The organism is Agromyces sp. NPDC058110 (genome assembly GCF_042884735.1).
Taxonomy (GTDB): Bacteria; Actinomycetota; Actinomycetes; order Actinomycetales; family Microbacteriaceae; genus Agromyces.
The window spans coordinates 386,072-404,340 of the sequence record NZ_JBHVTI010000001.1; the positions used below are offsets into that span (position 1 = coordinate 386,072).

25 protein-coding genes are annotated in these 18,269 nt (G+C 69.6%); 13 read left to right on the forward strand and 12 right to left on the reverse strand.

Going from position 1 to position 18,269, the window contains the following annotated elements; all coding sequences use genetic code 11:
• Window position 1 precedes the first annotated feature (1 nt).
• The gene (dhaM, locus tag ACFVS8_RS01895) at window positions 2-703 is read left to right on the forward strand and encodes a dihydroxyacetone kinase phosphoryl donor subunit DhaM (protein WP_387057019.1); all 702 of its coding nucleotides are present in this window, start codon (window positions 2-4) and stop codon (window positions 701-703) included.
• A gap of 87 nt (window positions 704-790) precedes the next feature.
• Here the strand turns inward: dhaM and ACFVS8_RS01900 are convergent, their stop codons facing one another.
• Complete coding sequence (locus ACFVS8_RS01900) at window positions 791-1,555, reverse strand: SDR family NAD(P)-dependent oxidoreductase (protein WP_387057021.1); 765 nt, start codon at window positions 1,553-1,555, stop codon at window positions 791-793.
• A 124-nt stretch (window positions 1,556-1,679) separates the two neighbouring features.
• Here ACFVS8_RS01900 and ACFVS8_RS01905 point away from each other — a divergent pair, with 124 nt between their 5' ends.
• Complete coding sequence (locus ACFVS8_RS01905; RefSeq protein ID WP_387057023.1) at window positions 1,680-1,982, forward strand: hypothetical protein; 303 nt, start codon at window positions 1,680-1,682, stop codon at window positions 1,980-1,982.
• Window positions 1,983-2,013: 31 nt separating this feature from the next.
• Here the strand turns inward: ACFVS8_RS01905 and ACFVS8_RS01910 are convergent, their stop codons facing one another.
• Window positions 2,014-3,573 (reverse strand): SLC13 family permease, encoded by a 1,560-nt coding sequence (locus ACFVS8_RS01910; RefSeq protein WP_387057025.1) that lies wholly within the window; start codon window positions 3,571-3,573, stop codon window positions 2,014-2,016.
• Between the two features lie 247 nt (window positions 3,574-3,820).
• On the opposite strand from ACFVS8_RS01910, the gene ACFVS8_RS01915 reads away from it, so the two are divergent.
• From ACFVS8_RS01915 to ACFVS8_RS01930, 4 genes are all read left to right on the forward strand, one after another.
• On the forward strand, window positions 3,821-5,008 hold the full coding sequence (locus tag ACFVS8_RS01915; protein WP_387057027.1) for a serine hydrolase domain-containing protein: 1,188 nt from the start codon (window positions 3,821-3,823) through the stop codon (window positions 5,006-5,008).
• Window positions 5,009-5,028: 20 nt separating this feature from the next.
• Window positions 5,029-5,580, forward strand: a complete 552-nt coding sequence (locus tag ACFVS8_RS01920; RefSeq protein WP_387057029.1) for a LytTR family DNA-binding domain-containing protein — start codon at window positions 5,029-5,031, stop codon at window positions 5,578-5,580.
• 13 nt (window positions 5,581-5,593) lie between these two features.
• Entirely contained in the window at window positions 5,594-6,028 is a 435-nt protein-coding gene (locus ACFVS8_RS01925; RefSeq protein WP_387057031.1) for a hypothetical protein, read from the forward strand.
• Between the two features lie 61 nt (window positions 6,029-6,089).
• The gene (locus tag ACFVS8_RS01930; RefSeq protein WP_387058149.1) at window positions 6,090-6,674 is read left to right on the forward strand and encodes a dihydrofolate reductase family protein; all 585 of its coding nucleotides are present in this window, start codon (window positions 6,090-6,092) and stop codon (window positions 6,672-6,674) included.
• 31 nt (window positions 6,675-6,705) lie between these two features.
• Here ACFVS8_RS01930 and ACFVS8_RS01935 read toward each other — a convergent pair whose 3' ends face one another.
• The 4 genes from ACFVS8_RS01935 to ACFVS8_RS01950 all read right to left on the reverse strand — a co-directional run bounded on the left by ACFVS8_RS01935 (window position 6,706) and on the right by ACFVS8_RS01950 (window position 9,332).
• Window positions 6,706-7,485: a maleylpyruvate isomerase N-terminal domain-containing protein gene (locus tag ACFVS8_RS01935; RefSeq protein WP_387057033.1), complete on the reverse strand. Its 780-nt coding sequence runs from the start codon at window positions 7,483-7,485 to the stop codon at window positions 6,706-6,708.
• Window positions 7,486-7,558: 73 nt separating this feature from the next.
• A complete protein-coding gene (locus ACFVS8_RS01940) occupies window positions 7,559-8,152 on the reverse strand; it encodes a hypothetical protein (protein WP_387057034.1) in 594 nt (197 codons plus the stop codon).
• 154 nt (window positions 8,153-8,306) lie between these two features.
• A complete protein-coding gene (locus tag ACFVS8_RS01945) occupies window positions 8,307-8,669 on the reverse strand; it encodes a hypothetical protein (protein WP_387057036.1) in 363 nt (120 codons plus the stop codon).
• Window positions 8,670-8,882: 213 nt separating this feature from the next.
• On the reverse strand, window positions 8,883-9,332 hold the full coding sequence (locus ACFVS8_RS01950; protein WP_387057038.1) for a MarR family winged helix-turn-helix transcriptional regulator: 450 nt from the start codon (window positions 9,330-9,332) through the stop codon (window positions 8,883-8,885).
• A 159-nt stretch (window positions 9,333-9,491) separates the two neighbouring features.
• Here ACFVS8_RS01950 and ACFVS8_RS01955 point away from each other — a divergent pair, with 159 nt between their 5' ends.
• A complete protein-coding gene (locus tag ACFVS8_RS01955; RefSeq protein ID WP_387057040.1) occupies window positions 9,492-9,827 on the forward strand; it encodes a hypothetical protein in 336 nt (111 codons plus the stop codon).
• A 93-nt stretch (window positions 9,828-9,920) separates the two neighbouring features.
• Here the strand turns inward: ACFVS8_RS01955 and ACFVS8_RS01960 are convergent, their stop codons facing one another.
• Complete coding sequence (locus tag ACFVS8_RS01960) at window positions 9,921-10,700, reverse strand: phosphotransferase enzyme family protein (protein WP_387057042.1); 780 nt, start codon at window positions 10,698-10,700, stop codon at window positions 9,921-9,923.
• Between the two features lie 45 nt (window positions 10,701-10,745).
• Here ACFVS8_RS01960 and ACFVS8_RS01965 point away from each other — a divergent pair, with 45 nt between their 5' ends.
• Entirely contained in the window at window positions 10,746-10,973 is a 228-nt protein-coding gene (locus ACFVS8_RS01965; RefSeq protein ID WP_387057044.1) for a hypothetical protein, read from the forward strand.
• Between the two features lie 18 nt (window positions 10,974-10,991).
• Here ACFVS8_RS01965 and ACFVS8_RS01970 read toward each other — a convergent pair whose 3' ends face one another.
• From ACFVS8_RS01970 to ACFVS8_RS01980, 3 genes are all read right to left on the reverse strand, one after another.
• Complete coding sequence (locus ACFVS8_RS01970; protein ID WP_387057046.1) at window positions 10,992-11,180, reverse strand: hypothetical protein; 189 nt, start codon at window positions 11,178-11,180, stop codon at window positions 10,992-10,994.
• A gap of 97 nt (window positions 11,181-11,277) precedes the next feature.
• Window positions 11,278-11,688 carry a VOC family protein gene (locus ACFVS8_RS01975; RefSeq protein WP_387057048.1) on the reverse strand — a complete coding sequence of 137 codons (411 nt, stop codon included), beginning with the start codon at window positions 11,686-11,688 and terminating at the stop codon, window positions 11,278-11,280.
• A 10-nt stretch (window positions 11,689-11,698) separates the two neighbouring features.
• Complete coding sequence (locus tag ACFVS8_RS01980) at window positions 11,699-12,142, reverse strand: helix-turn-helix transcriptional regulator (RefSeq protein ID WP_387057050.1); 444 nt, start codon at window positions 12,140-12,142, stop codon at window positions 11,699-11,701.
• Window positions 12,143-12,310: 168 nt separating this feature from the next.
• On the opposite strand from ACFVS8_RS01980, the gene ACFVS8_RS01985 reads away from it, so the two are divergent.
• On the forward strand, window positions 12,311-12,916 hold the full coding sequence (locus ACFVS8_RS01985) for an HdeD family acid-resistance protein (protein ID WP_387057052.1): 606 nt from the start codon (window positions 12,311-12,313) through the stop codon (window positions 12,914-12,916).
• A gap of 126 nt (window positions 12,917-13,042) precedes the next feature.
• Here the strand turns inward: ACFVS8_RS01985 and ACFVS8_RS01990 are convergent, their stop codons facing one another.
• Window positions 13,043-13,810 (reverse strand): SDR family oxidoreductase, encoded by a 768-nt coding sequence (locus ACFVS8_RS01990; RefSeq protein WP_387057054.1) that lies wholly within the window; start codon window positions 13,808-13,810, stop codon window positions 13,043-13,045.
• A gap of 133 nt (window positions 13,811-13,943) precedes the next feature.
• Here ACFVS8_RS01990 and ACFVS8_RS01995 point away from each other — a divergent pair, with 133 nt between their 5' ends.
• The 4 genes from ACFVS8_RS01995 (at window position 13,944) to ACFVS8_RS02010 (ending at window position 16,576) form a co-directional block, all read left to right on the forward strand.
• Entirely contained in the window at window positions 13,944-14,417 is a 474-nt protein-coding gene (locus ACFVS8_RS01995; protein WP_387057056.1) for an NfeD family protein, read from the forward strand.
• On the forward strand, window positions 14,414-15,364 hold the full coding sequence (locus tag ACFVS8_RS02000; RefSeq protein ID WP_387057058.1) for an SPFH domain-containing protein: 951 nt from the start codon (window positions 14,414-14,416) through the stop codon (window positions 15,362-15,364). The genes ACFVS8_RS01995 and ACFVS8_RS02000 overlap by 4 nt, the downstream gene beginning before the upstream one ends.
• A gap of 44 nt (window positions 15,365-15,408) precedes the next feature.
• Entirely contained in the window at window positions 15,409-16,128 is a 720-nt protein-coding gene (locus ACFVS8_RS02005; RefSeq protein WP_387057060.1) for a glycerophosphodiester phosphodiesterase, read from the forward strand.
• 85 nt (window positions 16,129-16,213) lie between these two features.
• Window positions 16,214-16,576: an RNA polymerase-binding protein RbpA gene (locus ACFVS8_RS02010; RefSeq protein ID WP_387057062.1), complete on the forward strand. Its 363-nt coding sequence runs from the start codon at window positions 16,214-16,216 to the stop codon at window positions 16,574-16,576.
• Between the two features lie 100 nt (window positions 16,577-16,676).
• Here the strand turns inward: ACFVS8_RS02010 and lnt are convergent, their stop codons facing one another.
• A complete protein-coding gene (gene lnt / locus ACFVS8_RS02015; protein WP_387057064.1) occupies window positions 16,677-18,215 on the reverse strand; it encodes an apolipoprotein N-acyltransferase in 1,539 nt (512 codons plus the stop codon).
• Between the last annotated feature and the right edge of the window lie 54 nt (window positions 18,216-18,269).

Genomic DNA, 18,269 nt, shown 5'->3' on the forward strand with positions numbered 1-18,269 from the left:
GGTGGGAGTCGGACTCGTCTTCGTCTCTCATTCGTCCAAGATCGCCGAGGGGCTCGTCGAGCTCGCCCGTCAGATGGCACCGTCGGTCGCGCTCGTCGCGGCTGGCGGCACCGACGACGACAGGATCGGCACGAGCTTCGACCGGGTGAACGCGGCGATCGCCGAGGCGGACTCGGGCGACGGCGTGGTGGTGCTGTGCGACCTGGGGTCGGCGATCCTCACGACCGAGACCGCGCTCGACTTCCTCGATGACGACGTCCGTGCGCGCGTCGAGATCGCCGACGCCCCGCTCGTCGAGGGCGGCGTCGCGGCGGCGGTCGCGGCCGAGGCCGGCGAGTCGCTGCAGGCGGTGCTCGCGGCCGCGGGAACGGCGGGCGGTGGCGATACGGGGTCGGATGCCGCGGCTGCACCCTCCGCGGACGGCTCGCCCGCTGCGGCACCAGCCGCCGGCCATGTGCGGCACGAGACCATCGTGAACGACGACGGACTGCACGCCCGGCCCGCGGCCGAGCTCGTGAAGCTCGCGAGCACCTTCGGACAGAAGGTGACCGTCAACGGGACCGACGCGAAGAGCCTGCTCGCGATCATGTCGCTCGGCCTCACGAAGGGCGCGACGATCGAGATCGCGAGCGACGATCCCGACGGGGGTGCGGCGGTCGACGCGATCGCGACCCTCGTGCAGTCCGGCTTCGGCGAGACCTGACGGGCGGCGGGCCCGACGACACGTCGAGAATGCGAGCGGGGTGCGGATGCGACATCCGCACCCCGCTCGTGATCGCTGCGCCTGAGCTCAGTTGCCGCCGGCGACGCGGATGTCGGCGCCGGTCGTGTACGACGCGTCGTCGGAGAGCAGGTAGACGACGGCGCCCGCGATCTCGTGCACCTCGCCCGGTCGCCGCATGGGGATGCCGGGCGCGCGCTCGTCGGGGGCGTTCGGGCGCCCGGCGGCGGCGTGGATCTCGGTGCGGGTCGTGCCGGGCGAGACGGTGTTGACCCGCACGCCGACCGGCGCGAACTCCTTGGACGCGCCCGTCGTGAGCGCGTTGAGCGCCGCCTTGCTCATGGCATAGGTGATGTAGGTGTTGGGCGATCCGCTCTTGGCGGCGCCCGACGAGATGTTGACGATGCTGCCGCCCGCACCGCCTCGGTCGGTCGCCATGTGCGCGATCGCGGCCTGCGTGACCACGATCGGCGCGAGCACGTTGATGCGGAACACGCGCTCCGTCTCGTCGAGCGGGGCGTCGAGGAAGGGGCCGATGCGACCCGTGATGCCCGCGTTGTTCACGAGGCCCGTGACGGTGCCGAACGCGGCGACCGCGTCGGGCACGAGGCGCGCGGCGGCGTCGAGGTCGTCCATGTCGACCTGGAGCAGCACCACGCGCGCGCCGGCGGCCTCGCACGCGCGCTGCACGGCGATCGCCTCGTCGGCGCGCTCGCGGTAGGTGAGCACGAGGTCGTGCCCCTCCTCGGCGAGCCGCGTGGCGATGGCAGCGCCGATACCGCGGCTCGCGCCGGTGACGATCGTGACGGGTCTGGTCGGGGCAGCCGTGTTCATGTGCTCAGCCTAGGGTGGGCCGATCTCCGGGGCGGGCACGAGCGGCGACCCTCGAAGGCGTGCGGTCGAAGGCGGGCCGCCCGTGGTGCTGGCGGACGACCCGCCGGAGGCGTAGCATCCGCGCATGGTGCGCACAGAGGCGAGCCCGCCTGAGGGCAAGACTGGAAACACGTTCAGCCGACTGGCCGACAAGGTCGGCCATTCGATGGCCTCGACGCTCGGCGGCACGCAGGCCGCCGACTCCAATCCCGAGGATCCGCGCCCGGTCGCCGAGCGGCCGTGTCCGCTCTGCGGGCACCCGATGGGGGAGCACGTCATCGACCACTCGACGCCGAACTCGATGCTCGAGTGCCCCACCTCGGACCGCCTGCCGGAGCGCGCGATCGACACGCCGCTCAACGAGCTCGGGATGCCGATCGACCGGTGACGTCCCCGCGGCATGCCGGCGCGGCATCCGCTCAGAACGGCCAGATGAGGGGCACGTAGAGCACCGCCACGACGAGGAACCAGACCAGGAGCGGCAGCCCCAGCTTCCAGTAGTCGCCGAACCGATATGCGCCGGGATCGAGCACCATCGTGTTCGCGGGCGTCGCGACCGGCGTGAGGAACGCCGCCGCGCCCGCGACTGACAGCGCCATCATGAACGGCAGCACCGAGACGCCGAGCGCGTCGGCGATGACGACTGCGATGGGCGCCACGATCAGCACCGTCGCCGTGTTCGAGATGAGCTGGCCCAGCACCATCGTGAGCACGCACACCGCGAGAAGCGCGATCGTGGGCGACGCGCCGCCGACCAGGTCGAGCAGCCCCTGCGCGGCGAGGTCGGCCGCACCCGTCTCGACGAAGGCCGTCGACAGCGGGATCATGCCCGCGATGAGCACGACCGTGGTCCACGAGATGCTCCGGTACGACTGCACCGGCGTCAGCACACGAAGCAGCACGAGCGCGGATGCCGCGATCAGCCCGGCGATCGCAGGGGGCACGATGCCCGTGGCGAGGAGCACCACCATGACCGCGAGAACCGCGATCGAGCGCTTCGCACCGACCCCGAGCGGCACCGAGCGTCGCAGGCCCGCGATGCGGTCGACGACGAGCACGTCGGGGCCCGAGGTGTTGCGTTCGAGCGCCTCCCACTCGCCCGAGAGCAGCAGGGTGTCGCCGGCCTGGAGCACCGCGTCGTCGCCGGTGAGCGCCTCGCCGGAGCGCTGCACGGCGATGACCACGAGGTCGCCGCTCGGGGTCGTCATGCCCGGGAAGAGCCGCAGTCCGATGAGCTCGGATCGCGGTGCGACGACGACCTCGGCCACGCCTGCGCGCGTGCCGATGAGTTCGGTGTCGTCGGGCAGCGCGTACTGCCGGCGGAGGGTGCTCGCGTACGCGGTGAGGTCGCGGGGGAGCGCGGTCGCCGATCGTGAGGGCAGCAGCCAGCGGCCGAGGGCGACCACGATCACGACGGTGCCGAGCACGAGCGGCAGGCCGACGAGGGCGAACTCGAAGAAGCCGAACGGCCGGCTCCCGGCATCCGCCGCCTGCTGGCTCACGATGATGTTCACGGGCGTGCCGGTGAGCGCGAGCATCGAGCCAGCAGACGCGGAGAACGCGAGGGGCATGAGGAGCTGCGACGGCGGCAGGCCCGCGCGTGCCGCGACGACGACCACGACCGGGATGAGGGCCGCGACCGCGCCGTTCACACTCACGAACGCCGAGAACACCGCGGCGAGCGCGCCGATGACGACGAGGAGCCTCGTGCGCTTGGTGCCTGCCCGGCCGATGACGAACTGGCCGGCCCAGGCCGTGACCCCGGTCGAGTCGAGGGCCTCGCTCACGACGAAGAGGGTCGCGACGAACACGACGGACGGATCGCCGAATCCGGCGAGCGCCTGCTGCAGGTCGAGCACACCCGTGAGCCAGAGCGCCACGGAGACGCCGATCGCGACGATGCCGAGCGGCACGCGATTCGACAGGAAGGCGGCGATCGCCAGCGCGAGGATGACCAGCGTGACCACCACGGGATCCATGCGGCAACCCTAGTGGGAGAGCTCCGGCGATGCCGGGAATGCATGGGTCGACGTCGTGCCGGCATCGATGCGGCGGCATCGATGCGACGCGATCGAGGCGGTGTCGGGTGAGGCGCTGTCGGGTCGCGTTCGCGACCGGTCGCACGCGGATTCCGACCGGTCGGCGGCATTCCGTTCTGCTCGAGGCGCCCCGGCCCTACCGTCGCACTGCGGTCGGGACGCGGCCGCCGCGACGGAGGGAGACGGAATGAGGAAGGGCGCGAAGATCGCGTTGGGCATCACGGGAGGGCTCGTGGCGCTCGTGCTCATGGGGGTGGGCGTGCTCGCCGTGCTGAACCGCCCGCTCTCGCGCGACGAGGTCGACGCGGCCATCGAGCAGCGGCTGCGCGCCGTGGTCGACGGGGATGCGACGGTCTCGAGAGTGCTGCTGACGATCGCGTCGGGCAGCGACGGCCGGCTCATGCAGTACGCGGTCGGCGAGGCGGATGCCGCGGGCGAGCCGGTCGCGATCGACAGCGCGTACCACTCGGCGAGCGTCGGCAAGTCGATGCTCGCCGCGGTCTACGGACAGCTCGTCGACGAGGGCGTGCTCGAATGGGAGTCACCCGTCGCGACCTGGCTCGACGACGGGACGCTCGGCGGGCTGTTCGTCGTCGACGGCGTCGACCATGCCGATGAGGTGACCGTCGGACAGTTGCTCTCGCACATCTCGGGAGTCGCCGACTACTTCGAGGGGCCGGTGACGGCCGGGTCTCCGATGCTCGAGCAGCTCATCGCGGATCCCGACCGTTCATACACCCCGCAGGACCTGCTCGCGTTCTCGCGGGAACGCCAGGTTCCGGTCGGGGTGCCGGGGGAGCGGTTCTCCTATTCCGACACCGGGTACGTGCTGCTCGGGCTCGCGCTGGAGCAGATCGAGGGCGAGGCGTACGAGCGCGTGCTCGAGCGACGGCTGTTCGAACCGCTCGGCATGGCCGACAGCCGGTTCATGACCGAGTTCGGTGCAGGAAGCGACATCCTGCCTATCACGATCGACGGTGTCGACTTCAGCGAGCGCAACGCCCTGTCGGTCGACTGGGCCGGGGGCGGCGTCGCGACGACGATGGGCGACCTCCTCGTGTTCGTCCGCGCACTCTATGGCGGCGACCTGGTGTCGCCCCCCGTGCTCTCGGACCTCACCGACTTCGCCCATGAGATGGAGTCGGGCATCCGCTACGGCATGGGCACCATGCAGTTCCGGTTCGCCGAGCTCTCGCCGCTGCTGTTCTCGATGACGGACCTGCACGGGGCGGTCGGCGCGACCGGCACGTTCGCCCTGTACGATCCGAGCAGCGACACCGCCTACGTCGCGAACTTTGGATCGCTCGACTTCCAGCAGAAGGCGATCGAGGAACTGGTGCAGGTCCGGCTGCTCGTCGATCGTCTCCAGTTGTAGATGATCGGGACGGGACATCCATGGTGCAGGTGGTCTGCGGGGGAGAGGTCGCCGATCGCGTGCGCCGCGAACTCGCCGTGCACGGCATCCCCGATGACGGCGCGGGGTGGGCGCTGGTGGAGCGCGGGCACGAGGCGCCGGCCGGAGTGCCCGCGGTGATCTTCGATGCGCTCGACTACGTCGAGGTCGTGCGCACACTCGCGACGGGCATGCGCGCGGTGCCGGAGCCGGCCGGATCGTCGGGCCCGCGCATGATCACGGGTCAGGCAGACGGAGCGTTCCGGGTCATCGCGCCGCGCGATGTGCGCGTGCTCGAGGCGACCCCCGACGGCATCGTCGCCCGCACGGCGACGGGCACGTACCGCGTGCGCGAGACCTTGCAGCACTACGAGGCCGAGTGGGCCGGGTTCGGCATCATCCGCGTGAACAAGTCGCAGCTCGTGAACCTGCTCCACGTGCACGAGATCGTGCCCTGGTTCAACTCGCGATACGTGCTGCGCCTCGCGGGCGGCGACGAACTCGAGGTGTCGAAGACCTACGCCGGGCGCCTGCGACGCGCCCTGAAGATGTGAGGGGAGAGGACGCATGAATCTCGGAAACGTCGTGAAGTCATTCTTCCTCGGCGCCGGCATCGGCGTCGTGACGCTGCTGCTCCCGCGCGAACCCGTCGACCTCGGCCTGCAGGTGCTCACCGTCTTGGTGAGCGGCGGCATCGGGCTGCTCGTCGGCCTCGTGACCGAGTGGCTGACCTCGCTGCTGCCGATCCGACTCGCCCGCACCGGCACGTACTTCCTGATCAGCGGCCTGATCGCGCTCGTCGTGACCGCGGCGATCATGCTCGGCATGGTCGCGCTGGCGCGAGGCATGGGCGCAGATCCGGATGCCGCGTGGGACTGGTGGGCGGTCGTGCTGCTGATCCTCGCCATCGTGGCCGTCGCGAACGCCGTCGACTACCTGCTGCACCGCCAGCGGATGTCGCGGCTGCGCCGGTTGCAGGAGTCGCTCGACCGCCGCGAGTGAGGCCTACCCGCTCTGCGCCGAGGAGGCTAGGTTGGGGGCACTCGAAACGGGGGAGGTGCTCGTGGGTGATGTGGTCATCTACGGCTCGGTGTCGGTCGACGGCTTCATCGCCGACGATGACGATCAGCCCGGGCCGCTGTTCGACTGGCTGATGAGCGGCGATGTGCCGCTCGACGAGAGTGGCGTGCTGAACGTGTCGAAGGCCTCAGCCCACTACGTGCGCGCCTACTGGGACGCGATCGGGGTGACGATCTGCGGCCGTCGCGTCTTCGATCTGACCGACGGATGGGGCGGGGTCCCGCCGAGCGGCATCGACCACGTGGTCGTCGTCACGCATCGCCCGGCGCCCGACGGATGGGATGCGGGAGCGCCGTTCACCTTCATCGACGGGGTCGGTGCCGCGGTGGCCTTGGCTCAGGAGCTCGCGGGGGAGCGCTTCGTGGAGGTCGCGGCCGGCGACGTCGGCGGTCAGGCGCTGGCCGCGGGCCTCGTCGACGAGGTGCGAATGGATGTCGCGCCCGTCGTACTCGGGTCGGGGCGGCGCTACTTCGGGTCGGTCGACAGCGGTCATCTGCTCGACGGCCCTGTTGAGGTGGTCCAGGGGGAGCGGGTGCTGCATCTGCGGTACCGGGTGCAGACGCGCTGATCGACCTCGTCGACCGCGATGCTGCCGGCCCTCAGACGGACGGGTCCCAGGCGGCGAGCCGGTCGAAGATGCGGGGGTCGCCGGCGGACTCGATGGCGTCCAACGGGATGCGACCGTAGAAGAACAGCACCAGGTCGCTCGCCGTGCCGCGAGCCACGGCGTCGGCCGGAGCAGCGCGCCCATCCGGCGCCGGGGAGGTACGTGCGACCTGGGCGCCGTCGTCTGACAGTCGGAGGCTCCACGATCGACCCTCGCTGGCGTGGTACTCGACCGTCGCGGGCTCGTAGGGCCAGGCGACCGTGGTCGCGCAGAGCGTGAACTGGCAGTCGTCGAACCCGTCGAGGGCTATCTGCTCCGGGATCGGCTGCGTGGTGCCTCCGAGGAGTTGGACGTCGTGTGTGTGAACGGCGATCTCGTGCAACTGCCTCCGTGCCCATGCACCAGAGGTCTGCGGTGAGGGCGAGTCCGCCCACCACGTCCAGCACGCCCGATCGGGGCCCGCCTCGAGCAGCGTCTGCTGGAGGAGTCCGACGGAGTCGGCCCACCATTCGAGGAGGGCTTCGCGCTCGTGAGGGGCCTCGGACGCCCACGACGCGCCATCCGGTGGGGCCTCCGCTGGTCCGGCGTGGATGACCGCGGCTGCCTTGCGGCGCCCCAGGCCGAGATGCCGCACGTGGTCGAACAGCGTTCGCTCGGGATGCGTCGGCATCGGCGTGTCGAGGCCAGGTGCGTCGACGACGGCGGCACTGAACGCCGTCGACCGTTCGTCGATCAGTCGCAGCAGATCGTCGAACGCGAGCGTCTCGTTCATTTCGGCATCCTCTCGCTGTCGCCGATGCGCGGGTGTGGCGGAACTTGCTCTGGTGGGGGACAGGCAGTCGGGCTCATGGACGGAACCGACCGAGCGCCGCACTGTAGGCGGCGGCATCGGCGCGGGTCTGGTCTGTGACGAGCAGGGAATGCGAGCCGATGGCTCTGGTGAACGAACCGCGGCATGGGATCGTCACGATCTTCGTGAGCCCGAGACGCCACGCGTGAATCAGTGCGTCGAGAGAACGGCGCTCGGGCTGCTCGTCGGGTGACGTCGGGCGATCGGCTGCCCGCTGGCGGAACTGTGCGTCTTGCCACGGTTGAAATCGCTCGAATCCCGTGTTGCCGAAACGATCGTGCCAAGAAGGTCCGGTGAGCTGGTCGAGCAACGCCATGCGTTCAGGCGAGTAGCCGGCCGTATCGCGAATCGCGTCGAAGAGTGCAGGGTCTTGGATCTTGCCGGCGTGCCTGAGCGTTGCATCCCAGAGTTCCGGCCACGCTTGCCGCCATGCCTCGATGTCGCCCTCAGCGTGTCCGCCGACGTGCGGGTCGGGCGCGTCGACCAGCGGTGGGGGAGCGTCGTCGTGGTCGGGCAGCAGATCCCAGGCATCTCGGATCCACAGCAGTTCGACCAGTGCCACCGGGTCGTCCTCGACGGTGATCAGCATGTCGTGCGGCCAGGGTTCTCCGGGAATCGGCACAGATGCGCGCACAGAATTCTCCTCGTCGTAGAACCACGTTGTCAGACCGTCTCACATCGGCGCCCGGTTTCGCCATCGGAGGATGCTTCCATTTGGTTCGGGGAGTCCGAGACTCGGGCGATCATCGGGGAAGACGTGATCGTGCAACCATCCATGCGCTCATGGCCAAAAGGGCGATTCCAGCCAATGCGGCGGCCGTGAGCGGCCAGTTGCCGAAGACAACCGTGGCAACCTGGTCGCCGTTCACCCACGAACACCTGTAGCCGAGTGGAAACAGCGTTGCGCTTGAATCGACTGATGAGCCGCTGTGACCAGCCGGCGGTGCCGCGAACCCGCATCGCTCCCACGCGCGCCAGGAGTCGACCATCGCGATTCCGAATGCACCCAAGGCGAGCACCGCGCCGACCACACCGATGAGGATGCCGGACATGCCGACGCCACGTGCGGACGGTTGCGGATGCGCCTCGGGAGACGTCGAGCTCATGGCCGAAGACTAGCCGGGCCGATATGCAGCGCCGCACACGCCAAGCAAACACGAATGCTCCTCGCTGACGCGTGGCGAAGCGCGTGGATGCGGCATTTGCGCCTGGGGAAGTGGGTAGGCGATTCTCCAGATCCTGCATTCTGGCAAGCTATGAACGTCTATCCGACATAATGTGCATTATCGGCGCAATGTCGAAGTCTGGGTTCTCCCAGATCAGAGGATGTTTCCGTTCGACACGTCCAGGCGCAACACTCGCCTCAGTGTCGTGCGCATGGCGAGCAGGTCGTCATGATCGACTGCGTGGAACACGTCGTCGGCGACTCGTCGCGTGTGCTGTTGCGCTTCACGCAGTGCGACTTGGCCTGAGGCCGTCAGGGTCAGAATCGTCACCCGGCGATCGTTCGTCGACGGCGTTCTCGAGATGTATCCGAGTCGATCGAGATCATCGATCATCCTGACCATTCCCGTCTTGTCGGTGTTCAATCTGACGACGAGATCGCGTTGCGTCTCGACGCGGTCGCGAATCAGGAACATCACTGCCGCATGTCGGCTCGTCAGGTTCATGGGCTGAAGCGCCGCGTTCAGGCGCTCGGTCGCCACGGAGTGAACCTGGTTCAGCAGCACACCCACGTCGATCGAGATCTGGGCCCGGTCCTCGCTCATGAGTCGATTCTCCCCCAATTAGATCCAAATGCAATTGTTTCATCTGGATCTAATTGGTAGGTTCGCCGCATGACCTCTTTCATCGACGCAAGACCGGCCGATTCGACCCCAGCCGACGCCGCGCACGCAGCGCGACGATGGCCGGATCAATTCCTCCGCGTGTGTCTGCTGGCGACCGCCGTGCTCATGTTCACCCAGTCCGTGCTCGCAGGCCTGTTCATGGGCGGCATGAACGGGGCATTCGCGGCGCACCGCGAGCTGGCCACGGTCGCGGGCATCGCGGTGATGGTCAGCATCGTCGCCGCGATCCTCGCCCGACGGCTCGGCACGGCGCCGAGGTGGCCGATCGCAGCCACGATCGGCCTCCTCGCGCTCATGTCCCTACAGGCGTTCGCAGGATTCCGATCCCTGACCGCGCTCCATGTTCCGCTCGGCGTGCTCGTGATCATGCTCACCGTCCTGCTCGCCGGGTGGTCGCTGCGCGCGCGGCGCTGAGGCGAGTACGGACGCACGGCTGAGTCGAGAGCACGCACGAGCCCGAGTTCGATCGCGTTGGTCCCGCCGGGAGCATTCGCGGCCTGATCGGGTTCAGTGCTGCGGGCTGCTCAAGCCGACCAGCAGCACTGCATCCCGTCGGTACATCGCCGCGTGCTCGGGGAGGTCGGTGCGTCCGGTCTCGACGGCTCGGGCGTCGGTGAAGTCGGCGAGCTCGAGCAGGCGGTCGGCACCGACGCGCAGCACCTCGGACGACTCGAACGGAACGCCGTAGGCGGCGATGAGACGCTCGAGGCGGGCTTCGCGCTCCCCCGCCGTGAACCCGCTGTCGTCGAGGGCGTCTTCGGCGAAGGGCGCCATTCGGTACGCGAGATAGGCGAGGTCGCGAATCCGTGGACCCGGCGAGGCGAAATCGAAATCGATGACTCCGCTCAACCGATCCGCGGTCACGAGCAGGTTGTACGGAGCGAAGTCGTTGTGGCACACGACCTCGACGGGCTCGTGCGATGCGGAACGCCATGTGCGGACGTGGCGACCTCCGCCGATCAGCGACGTGCTCGCGTCGTGCATCCGGCGCAGCAGACCGCCGGTCTGTTGCAGTATCGAGTCCGACCACCTGGTCTCGGGCGGAACGTCGTCGAGCACCGTTCCGGGCAGGTACGTCAGGATCTCCCGACCCTGGTCGTCGATCCCGATCGGAGAGGGCACCTCCGGCACTCCGCCCCGCACGAGGGTGTCGAGCAGGGCGTGCACCGCGGGCGTCCACGGGCCCGCCACCCGACGCACCGTGTCGTCGATCCGCACGACCGGCTCCATGTTGCCGCCGGTCAGGGCCTCCTCGATGCGCCGCCCGTCGGGTCCTGCGTTCGTCACGTCGAAATCCTCGCACGCACCGCGCCGGCTTCATATGCTGAGGAAATGGACCACCTCTCCCCCGACATGGACGCCAGCGGGTGGATCGCACTCGGCACGATCCTGGCGTTCCTCGTGATCGGCGGTGTCGTCGCCAGGATCCGGGGTCGTTCCGTGTCGAGGCGGTCCCAGCGCAGCACGGAGCGCCTGGCGGCTGATGAGGCTCGCCGCGAGGCGGTCGAGCAAGCCGAGATCCGCACCCACGAGATCAATAACGGCTACCGCACGTACTGAGCGCGCAGCCGCAGGCGCCTAGAACGCGCGCTTCGACGCGCCCGCGGCGTGCGCGCCGGCGATGGCCTCGCTGTGGAGGCGGTCTCCGGGCATCGACGCGTCCGCGTCACCGGCGAGGTCGCGCGTGCGACGCTCGCGCAGCACCACGACCGTTGTTCCGGCCGCGAGGATGGCGACCACGACGACCGATCCGATGATGAACTCCATGGCGACCTCCTCGGCGCTGCACTGCGTTGCGTACGGTCAGCATGGCAGGGCGGCCGTGCGAGGTCACGAACGGCGCGCCCCGGCATCCGCTCGCCGATCAGTTCGGCTGCTGGATGCGGACCATGTTGCCCGCGGGGTCGCGGAAGGCGCAGTCGCGAACACCGTACGGCTGGTCGATGGGCTCCTGGGCCACTTCGGCGCCGGTCGCGGCGACCTGCTCGAACGCGCCGTCGACGTCGGTGGTCGACAGCACGATGCTCGCGTAGGTGCCCTTCGCCATCATCTCGGCGACCGTCCGGCGCTCGTCGTCAGTGGTGCCCGGGTCGGGCGTCGGGGGCGTGAGCACGATCGACGTCTCGGGCTGACCCGTCGGCCCGACGGTGATCCACCGCATCTGCTCGTACCCGACGTCGTTGCGCACCTCGAAGCCGAGCGTGTCGCGGTAGAAGGCGAGCGACGCCTCCGGGTCGGTGTGCGGGAGGAACGTGTACTGAATCGAGATGTCCATGCCGCTCACGCTACTTGCGGGCGGTGCGCGGCGCTTCTCGATTCCTGACCGGTCTCGCCACGCGCTTCGACAGCACCGACGGCACGCCCTCGAAGATGCCGTCCGGCTGCTGGCGGTAGACGCTCGGCGGCACGCCGACGAGCTCGGTGAACCGCGTGCTGAACGTGCCGAGCGACGTGCAGCCCACCTCGAAGCACACCTCGGTGACGCTGAGGTCGCCGCGCCGCAGCAGCGCCATGGCCCGCTCGATGCGACGCGTCATGAGGTAGCTGTAGACCGACTCGCCGTAGGCGGCCTTGAACTGCCGGCTGAAGTGCCCGGCCGACATGTTGATGCCGCGTGCGAGCTCGTCGACGTTCAGGGGCTTCGCGTACTCGCGGTCGATGCGGTCGCGCGCCCGGCGCAGCAGCGCGAGATCGCGCAACCGCTGGGCTCCGTCGGGGCCGCTCGTCATGATCCGATCCTTCCACAGGGCCCGATGGTGGCGGATGTCGCGGCTCGCCGTCATCGGACGACACGGCGCGTCGCACGGTGAGACTCGCCGGACCCGGTCTGCACCCCGCCCCCGCTTCTGGGAATACGCTGAGCGTGCCTCAACTGTCGTCCATCGAAAGGACTCCTCATGTCGACGCCACAGCCGGCCGTCTTCGCGGCCTTCTCCCTCAACTCCGACAACATGTCGAAGTCGGCCATCAACACCGTGCGCACGACGCTCGGCGTGTCGGGAGCGATCGCGCTCATCATCGGCGTGTTCATCACGTTCTGGCCGAAGGACGCGGCCGGTGTGCTCACGGTGCTGCTGGCCATCTACTTCCTGATCGCGGGCATCGCGTACGTCGGGCTCGGCATCTTCTCGAAGGGCATCTCCGGCGGCGCGAGGGCGCTCGACATCATCCTCGGCATCGTCTTCGTGATCGCCGCGATCATCGCGTTCGCGAACATCGCCGCGACCGCGGCCGTGCTGGCCGTGCTGCTCGGCATCCTCGTCGGCGTCGTGTGGATCATCGAGGGGATCGTCGCGCTCGTGCAGTCGGGCGACGCGCCGTCGCGCGGCTGGGCGATCTTCTTCGGCATCCTCAGCCTCATCGCCGGCATCGTGCTGCTGTTCTCGCCGATCTGGGGTGCGGTGATCCTGTTCGTGATCACGGGCATCAGCCTGATCATCCTCGGCATCGTGCAGATCGTGCGCGCGTTCACCTTCGGGAAGGGCGCGGCCGCGGCCGCCTAGTCCAGACGCGACCCCGATGGGGTGCCGCGGCGTCTGGCGCCAGGGAACGGACGAGGGCCGATCGGGATCATCCCGATCGGCCCTCGTCGTCGTGTGCGGGCTGTGTGCCGCCAGGCCGCCTGCGGCTCAGGCCTCGGAGGCGAAGCCCGAGGTGTCGCCCACGTAGCGGGTGTGCTCGGCCGGGATCGGGTCGACGGCGGCCGCGGCGACCTCGGCCGCGAACTCGGCCACGTTGTAGAGCTTGCCCGCGTCCTCCTTGCGGGCCGCGATGGCGCCGGGGTTCGCGCGCTCGAGCAGGGTCGCCGTGATGGTTCCCTCGATCATGTCGCCCGAGACGACGACGAACTCGACGCCGGCGCCCTCGAACTCGGGGAGCTTGGCGCGCAGGGCGTCTTCGCCGGCGCGCTTGGACAGCGCCACGGGCACGTACTCGGGCATCGTCGGCGTCGTGCGGATGAAGTGGGCCTGGTGGCTCGTGACGAAGACGATGCGCGCGCCCTCGGCGAGGTGCGGCAGCGCGTTGTCGACCACGTTGACCTGCGCGTCGCGGTTCAGGCGCATGGCGTAGTCCTCGCCCATGCCGGTCTCCATGCCGCCGGAGGCATTCAGCACGAGCACGTCGACCGGCCCGAAGGCGGCGACGGCCTGCTCGAACATGCCGGTGACGGATGCCGCGTCGGTCAGGTCTGCACCCACGGCGATCGCCCTGCCGCCGGCCGCCTCGATCTCGGCGACGACCTTGTCGGCGCGCGGGGCCTTGCTGCGGTAGTTGATGACGACGGCCGCGCCGGCGCCCGCGAGGTACTTGGCGGTGTCGGCGCCGATGCCGCGCGAGGAGCCCGTGACGAGGGCGACCTTTCCGTTCAGGGATCCGGGGGCGAGTGGATTGGTCACGTTCGAGACTCCTCGGGAATGGGGATCGGGCCGGAACGGGCCCTGGCGATGCGCCGCACCGAGGATATCAACTCCCCCGCTGCATCCCTCGCCCTGCTAGTTTCGAAGTGGGGCCCGTGCGAAGGAGAACGAAGTGGATGTGCTCACCCAGTACGCGTGGATCGCCTGGTTGGTGCTCATCCTCGTCTTCGCCACGATCGAGGTGTTCACGCTCGAGATGACGTTCCTCATGCTCGCCCTCGGCAGCGTCGCGGGGCTCCTCTCAGGGCTCTTCGGCATCCCGTGGTGGGCGCAGTTCGTCGTGGCCGCGGTCGTGGCGATCGGGCTCATCCTGACGCTCAGGCCATCCTTGCTCCGCGCCCTCCAGCGCGGCGCCGATCCGGCGCGCAGCAACGTCGACGCCCTCATCGGCGTCGACGGCAGTGTCGTGCGCACCGTGGGCCCCGCCGGGGGCCAGGTCCGCCTGCAGAACGGCGAGGTGTGGACGGCGCGCCTCTCCCCCATCACCGAACAGGTCGATGTCGCGGTCGGCGAGCGCGTGCTCGTCACGGGCATCGACGGTGCGACGGCCGTCGTCGTGCCGCTCGAGAGGAGCACTCCCCAGTGAATGTCGCATCGGTGATCACGACGATCATCGTCGTCGCGATCGTCATCTTCGTGATCGTGGTGATCGCGCGGTCGATCCGCATCATCCCGCAGGCCTACGCGGGCGTGGTCGAACGGCTGGGCCGCTACCACAAGACGCTCGCGCCGGGCCTGAACCTCCTCGTGCCGTTCATCGATCGGCTGCGTCCGCTCGTCGACATGCGCGAGACGGTCGTCTCCTTCCCGCCGCAGCCGGTGATCACCGAGGACAACCTGGTGGTCTCGATCGACACTGTCGTCTACTTCCAGGTGACCGATGCGCGAGCCGCCACGTACGAGATCGCGAACTACCTGGGCGCGGTCGAGCAGCTCACGACCACGACGCTCCGCAACGTGGTCGGCGGTCTGAACCTCGAGGAGGCGCTCACCTCGCGCGACAACATCAACGGGCAGCTCCGCGTGGTGCTCGACGAGGCGACCGGCAAGTGGGGCATCCGCGTCTCGCGGGTCGAGCTCAAGGCGATCGACCCGCCCCTCTCGATCCAGGACTCGATGGAGAAGCAGATGCGCGCCGAGCGCGACCGTCGTGCGCTGATCCTGACGGCCGAGGGCACGAAGCAGTCGGCGATCCTCACCGCCGAGGGCCAGCGGCAGGCCGCGATCCTGCAGGCCGAGGGCGACGCGAAGGCCGCGGTGCTCCGTGCGCAGGGCGAGGCCGAGGCGATCCTCACGGTCTTCGACGCCATCCACAAGGGCGACCCCGACCCCAAGCTGCTCGGATACCAGTACCTGCAGATGCTGCCGCAACTGGCCGAGGGCCAGGCCAACAAGCTCTGGATCATCCCGAGCGAGCTGACCGAGGCGCTGAAGGGCATCGGCAAGGCGTTCACGCCCCCGGGCGCGGCCGCTGCTCCGGATGCCGGTGGCGCGCCGGGAGCGCCCGGCACGACGCCGTTCGGGCGCAGCTGACGACGACGGTGCCGTCGCACTACCTCGATGCTCCGAGGCCGCGGGTGTTCGCACACCGCGGCCTCGCGCTCGATGCGCCCGAGAACACGCTGCTCGCCTTCGAGCGGGGGCTCGAGGCCGGCGCCGGGTACCTCGAGACCGATGTGCGGCTGACCCGCGACGGAGTCGTGGTCATCGCGCACGACGCCACGATCGACCGGGTCGCCGGCACCTCCGCGGTCGTGGCCGACCTGACGCTGGCCGAGCTCACCGCGGTCGAGCTCGGGTCGGGGCAGACCTTCTGCACGCTCGCCGATGCGCTCGAGCGGTTTCCGGTCGCGCGGTTCAACATCGACGTCAAGGTCGCCGAAGCGGTGCTGCTGGCGGCCGAGGTGATCCGATCCGCCGCGGCATCCGATCGGGTACTGCTGACGAGCTTCTCCGACGCGCGTCGGCGACGTCTCGCCGAGCTCGTGCCCGGCGTCGCGACCTCGGTCGGGCAGGCCGGGGTGATCGGCGCGGTGCTGTCGTCGTGGCTCGGCTCTCCCGCGCTGCTGCGCCGGGCGCTCCGCGGCGCCGTCGCCCTGCAGGTGCCCGAACGCTTCGGCGCGTTGCGCATCGTCTCGCGTCGCTTCGTGCGGCTCGCCCATGCCGCCGGCGTCGAGGTGCACGTCTGGACCGTGAACGATCCGGCCGACATGGAACGCCTGCTCGACCTGGGGGTCGACGGCCTCGTGACCGACCGGACGGACCTGGCGGTGGAGGTCGTCGCGCGACGAAACTGAGAATTCCCCGGGATTCACCCAGCCTCCGGAAGGGGAACGCACAGCTTGATCGTTTATACCTGTAGACGATCGAGAGGAGTACGCCATGGCGGACCGGAGCCTACGAGGCATGCGCATCGGCGCTCAGAGCCTGCAGAGTGAAGACGGCGTGATCTTCGCAGACCGCGCGCAGTACACGTACCGCTGCGAGGCCTGCAACCACGAGACGGTCATGATCTTCTCGACCGAGGCCGAGACCCCCGAGGAGTGGGAGTGCCGCAACTGCGGTGCCTCCGCAGTGCTCCTCGTCGACTCGAAGCCGGTCGAGATCGACCGTTCGGGCGAGAAGGTCGCCCGCACCCACTGGGACATGCTGCTCGAGCGCCGTACGCGCGCCGAGCTCGAAGAGCTGCTCGAAGAGCGCCTGCAGTTCCTGCGGGCACGCCGCGGGCAGAAGCAGAGCGCCTAGTCGCACTGCACCATCCATCGACGCCGCCTCCGATCGGAGGCGGCGTTCGTGGTTTCCGGGGTCCGGCCTTCCGGGTGCCGAGGAGCAGGCCCCGTCGGAGTCAGGCGCGATCGCGACGCCGGGCGAGCACGCCGGCGGCGATGAGGCCGAGCGCCGCGCCGCCCACGACGAACCACGGCACGCCCGCCCCGAGCACGACGGCCGGTGTGCGACCGTCGCGGAGCGCGACATCCGTCACCATCGCCCCCGGCTCGTACGCCGGCAGGGAGTCGATCGTGCGACCCGTCGGATCGATGACCTGGCTCGTGCCGACCGTCGAGATGTTCACGACCGATCGGCCCGTCTCGATCGCGCGCAGGCGCGCGATCGCCAGCTGCTGCTCGTTCTCGTCGGTGCCTCGGAAGTCGGCGTTGTTCGTCTGGAACATGAAGACCTGGGCGCCGTCGTCGACGCCCTCCCAGATGAGGTCGTCGTAGATCACGTCGAAGCAGATCGCCAGACCCGTCACGGCGTCGCCGAGATCGAACACGGGCGGATTCGTTCCGGGCGTGTACCCCCGCTGCACGAGCCCGATGAGGTCGGGGGCCAGGGCATACCAGAAGTCGCGATCGGGGATGTACTCGCCGAACGGCACCGGATGGCGCTTGTCGTAGGTGGCGACCGCGCCCTCGCCGGCGCGCCACAGCATCGACGTGTTGAAGTACTGCGCGCTCGCCTCGTCGTCGCCCTCGACCGTCACGGTGTTCAGCAGCACGGGTGCGTCGAGCCGCTCGCTCAGGCGGTCGAAGATGCCCGCCACGCGGTCGGAGCGGAGCGGATCGATGTCGGAGCCGCCCTCTGGCCACAGCAGCACGTCGACGCCCGGCTCGTCGAGCACGGGTTCGGTGGCCTCCAGCTGCGCGGCCAGCACGTCGCCCTGCTCACGCTCGTCGAAGTAGCCGGCAGGGCCGTTGCCCTGCACGCTGGCCACGCGGAGCGTGCCGGCATCCGTCGTCTGCCACTGGGGCACCAGCATCGCGACCAGCGTGACCGCGACGACCGGGATCGCCGTGCGGAGGTCGCGCCAGCCGGCCGCCCGCACCCATTCGATGACCGCGGCGACGACGTACACCATGACGAACCCCAGGCCCGTGCTGCCCACCCACGACACGACGTCGGCGAAGGGGCTCTCGGACTGGCTGAGCGCCGCACGGCCCCAGGGGAACCCGCCGTACGGGAACGAGCCGACGACGGCCTCGCGCAGGCACCAGAGCCCCGCCACGAGCGCGGGGAGCACGTACAGGCGCACCCACGGCTTGTCGCTCGCGCGCGGGACCCACCGGTACGCGAGCGCGATCAGCACGGCCCCGCCCGCGACGAACAGCGACTCGAGCACCGAGAGCGCGAGCCACGGCACCGGTCCGAGGTACAGCGCGGTCCACGAGACCTGCTGGAGGTAGAAGGCGATGCCGAAGGCGAAGCCGACGAGCAGGGCTGCCCAGGCCGAACGGCCGATGAGGCTCACGAGCCCGAGCGCGATGCCGACGAAGGCGAGCGGCCACCACGAGACGCCCGGGAATCCGAGGTCGTAGATCAGGCCGCCGGCGACGGCGACGACGACAGCCGCCCACAGCGGCATCAGCGGTCTCGGGGCGGGCACCAGATCAGCCTAGGCGACCGCGCCGCGCCCGACGCCCAGCACCGCCACCGGGAT

Coding starts and splice junctions, on each gene's coding strand:
- ACFVS8_RS01920 (WP_387057029.1), top strand. CDS start 5,029: ATGGTGCAGGTGGTCTGCGGGGGAGAGGTCGCCGATCGCGTGCGCCGC.
- ACFVS8_RS01985 (WP_387057052.1), top strand. CDS start 12,311: ATGTCGACGCCACAGCCGGCCGTCTTCGCGGCCTTCTCCCTCAACTCC.
- ACFVS8_RS01945 (WP_387057036.1), bottom strand. CDS start 8,669: ATGAGCTCGACGTCTCCCGAGGCGCATCCGCAACCGTCCGCACGTGGC.
- ACFVS8_RS01965 (WP_387057044.1), top strand. CDS start 10,746: ATGGACCACCTCTCCCCCGACATGGACGCCAGCGGGTGGATCGCACTC.
- ACFVS8_RS01900 (WP_387057021.1), bottom strand. CDS start 1,555: ATGAACACGGCTGCCCCGACCAGACCCGTCACGATCGTCACCGGCGCG.
- ACFVS8_RS02010 (WP_387057062.1), top strand. CDS start 16,214: ATGGCGGACCGGAGCCTACGAGGCATGCGCATCGGCGCTCAGAGCCTG.
- ACFVS8_RS01975 (WP_387057048.1), bottom strand. CDS start 11,688: ATGGACATCTCGATTCAGTACACGTTCCTCCCGCACACCGACCCGGAG.
- ACFVS8_RS01970 (WP_387057046.1), bottom strand. CDS start 11,180: ATGGAGTTCATCATCGGATCGGTCGTCGTGGTCGCCATCCTCGCGGCC.
- ACFVS8_RS01910 (WP_387057025.1), bottom strand. CDS start 3,573: ATGGATCCCGTGGTGGTCACGCTGGTCATCCTCGCGCTGGCGATCGCC.
- ACFVS8_RS01940 (WP_387057034.1), bottom strand. CDS start 8,152: ATGCTGATCACCGTCGAGGACGACCCGGTGGCACTGGTCGAACTGCTG.
- ACFVS8_RS01935 (WP_387057033.1), bottom strand. CDS start 7,485: ATGAACGAGACGCTCGCGTTCGACGATCTGCTGCGACTGATCGACGAA.
- ACFVS8_RS01915 (WP_387057027.1), top strand. CDS start 3,821: ATGAGGAAGGGCGCGAAGATCGCGTTGGGCATCACGGGAGGGCTCGTG.
- ACFVS8_RS01925 (WP_387057031.1), top strand. CDS start 5,594: ATGAATCTCGGAAACGTCGTGAAGTCATTCTTCCTCGGCGCCGGCATC.
- ACFVS8_RS01905 (WP_387057023.1), top strand. CDS start 1,680: ATGGTGCGCACAGAGGCGAGCCCGCCTGAGGGCAAGACTGGAAACACG.
- ACFVS8_RS01950 (WP_387057038.1), bottom strand. CDS start 9,332: ATGAGCGAGGACCGGGCCCAGATCTCGATCGACGTGGGTGTGCTGCTG.
- ACFVS8_RS01980 (WP_387057050.1), bottom strand. CDS start 12,142: ATGACGAGCGGCCCCGACGGAGCCCAGCGGTTGCGCGATCTCGCGCTG.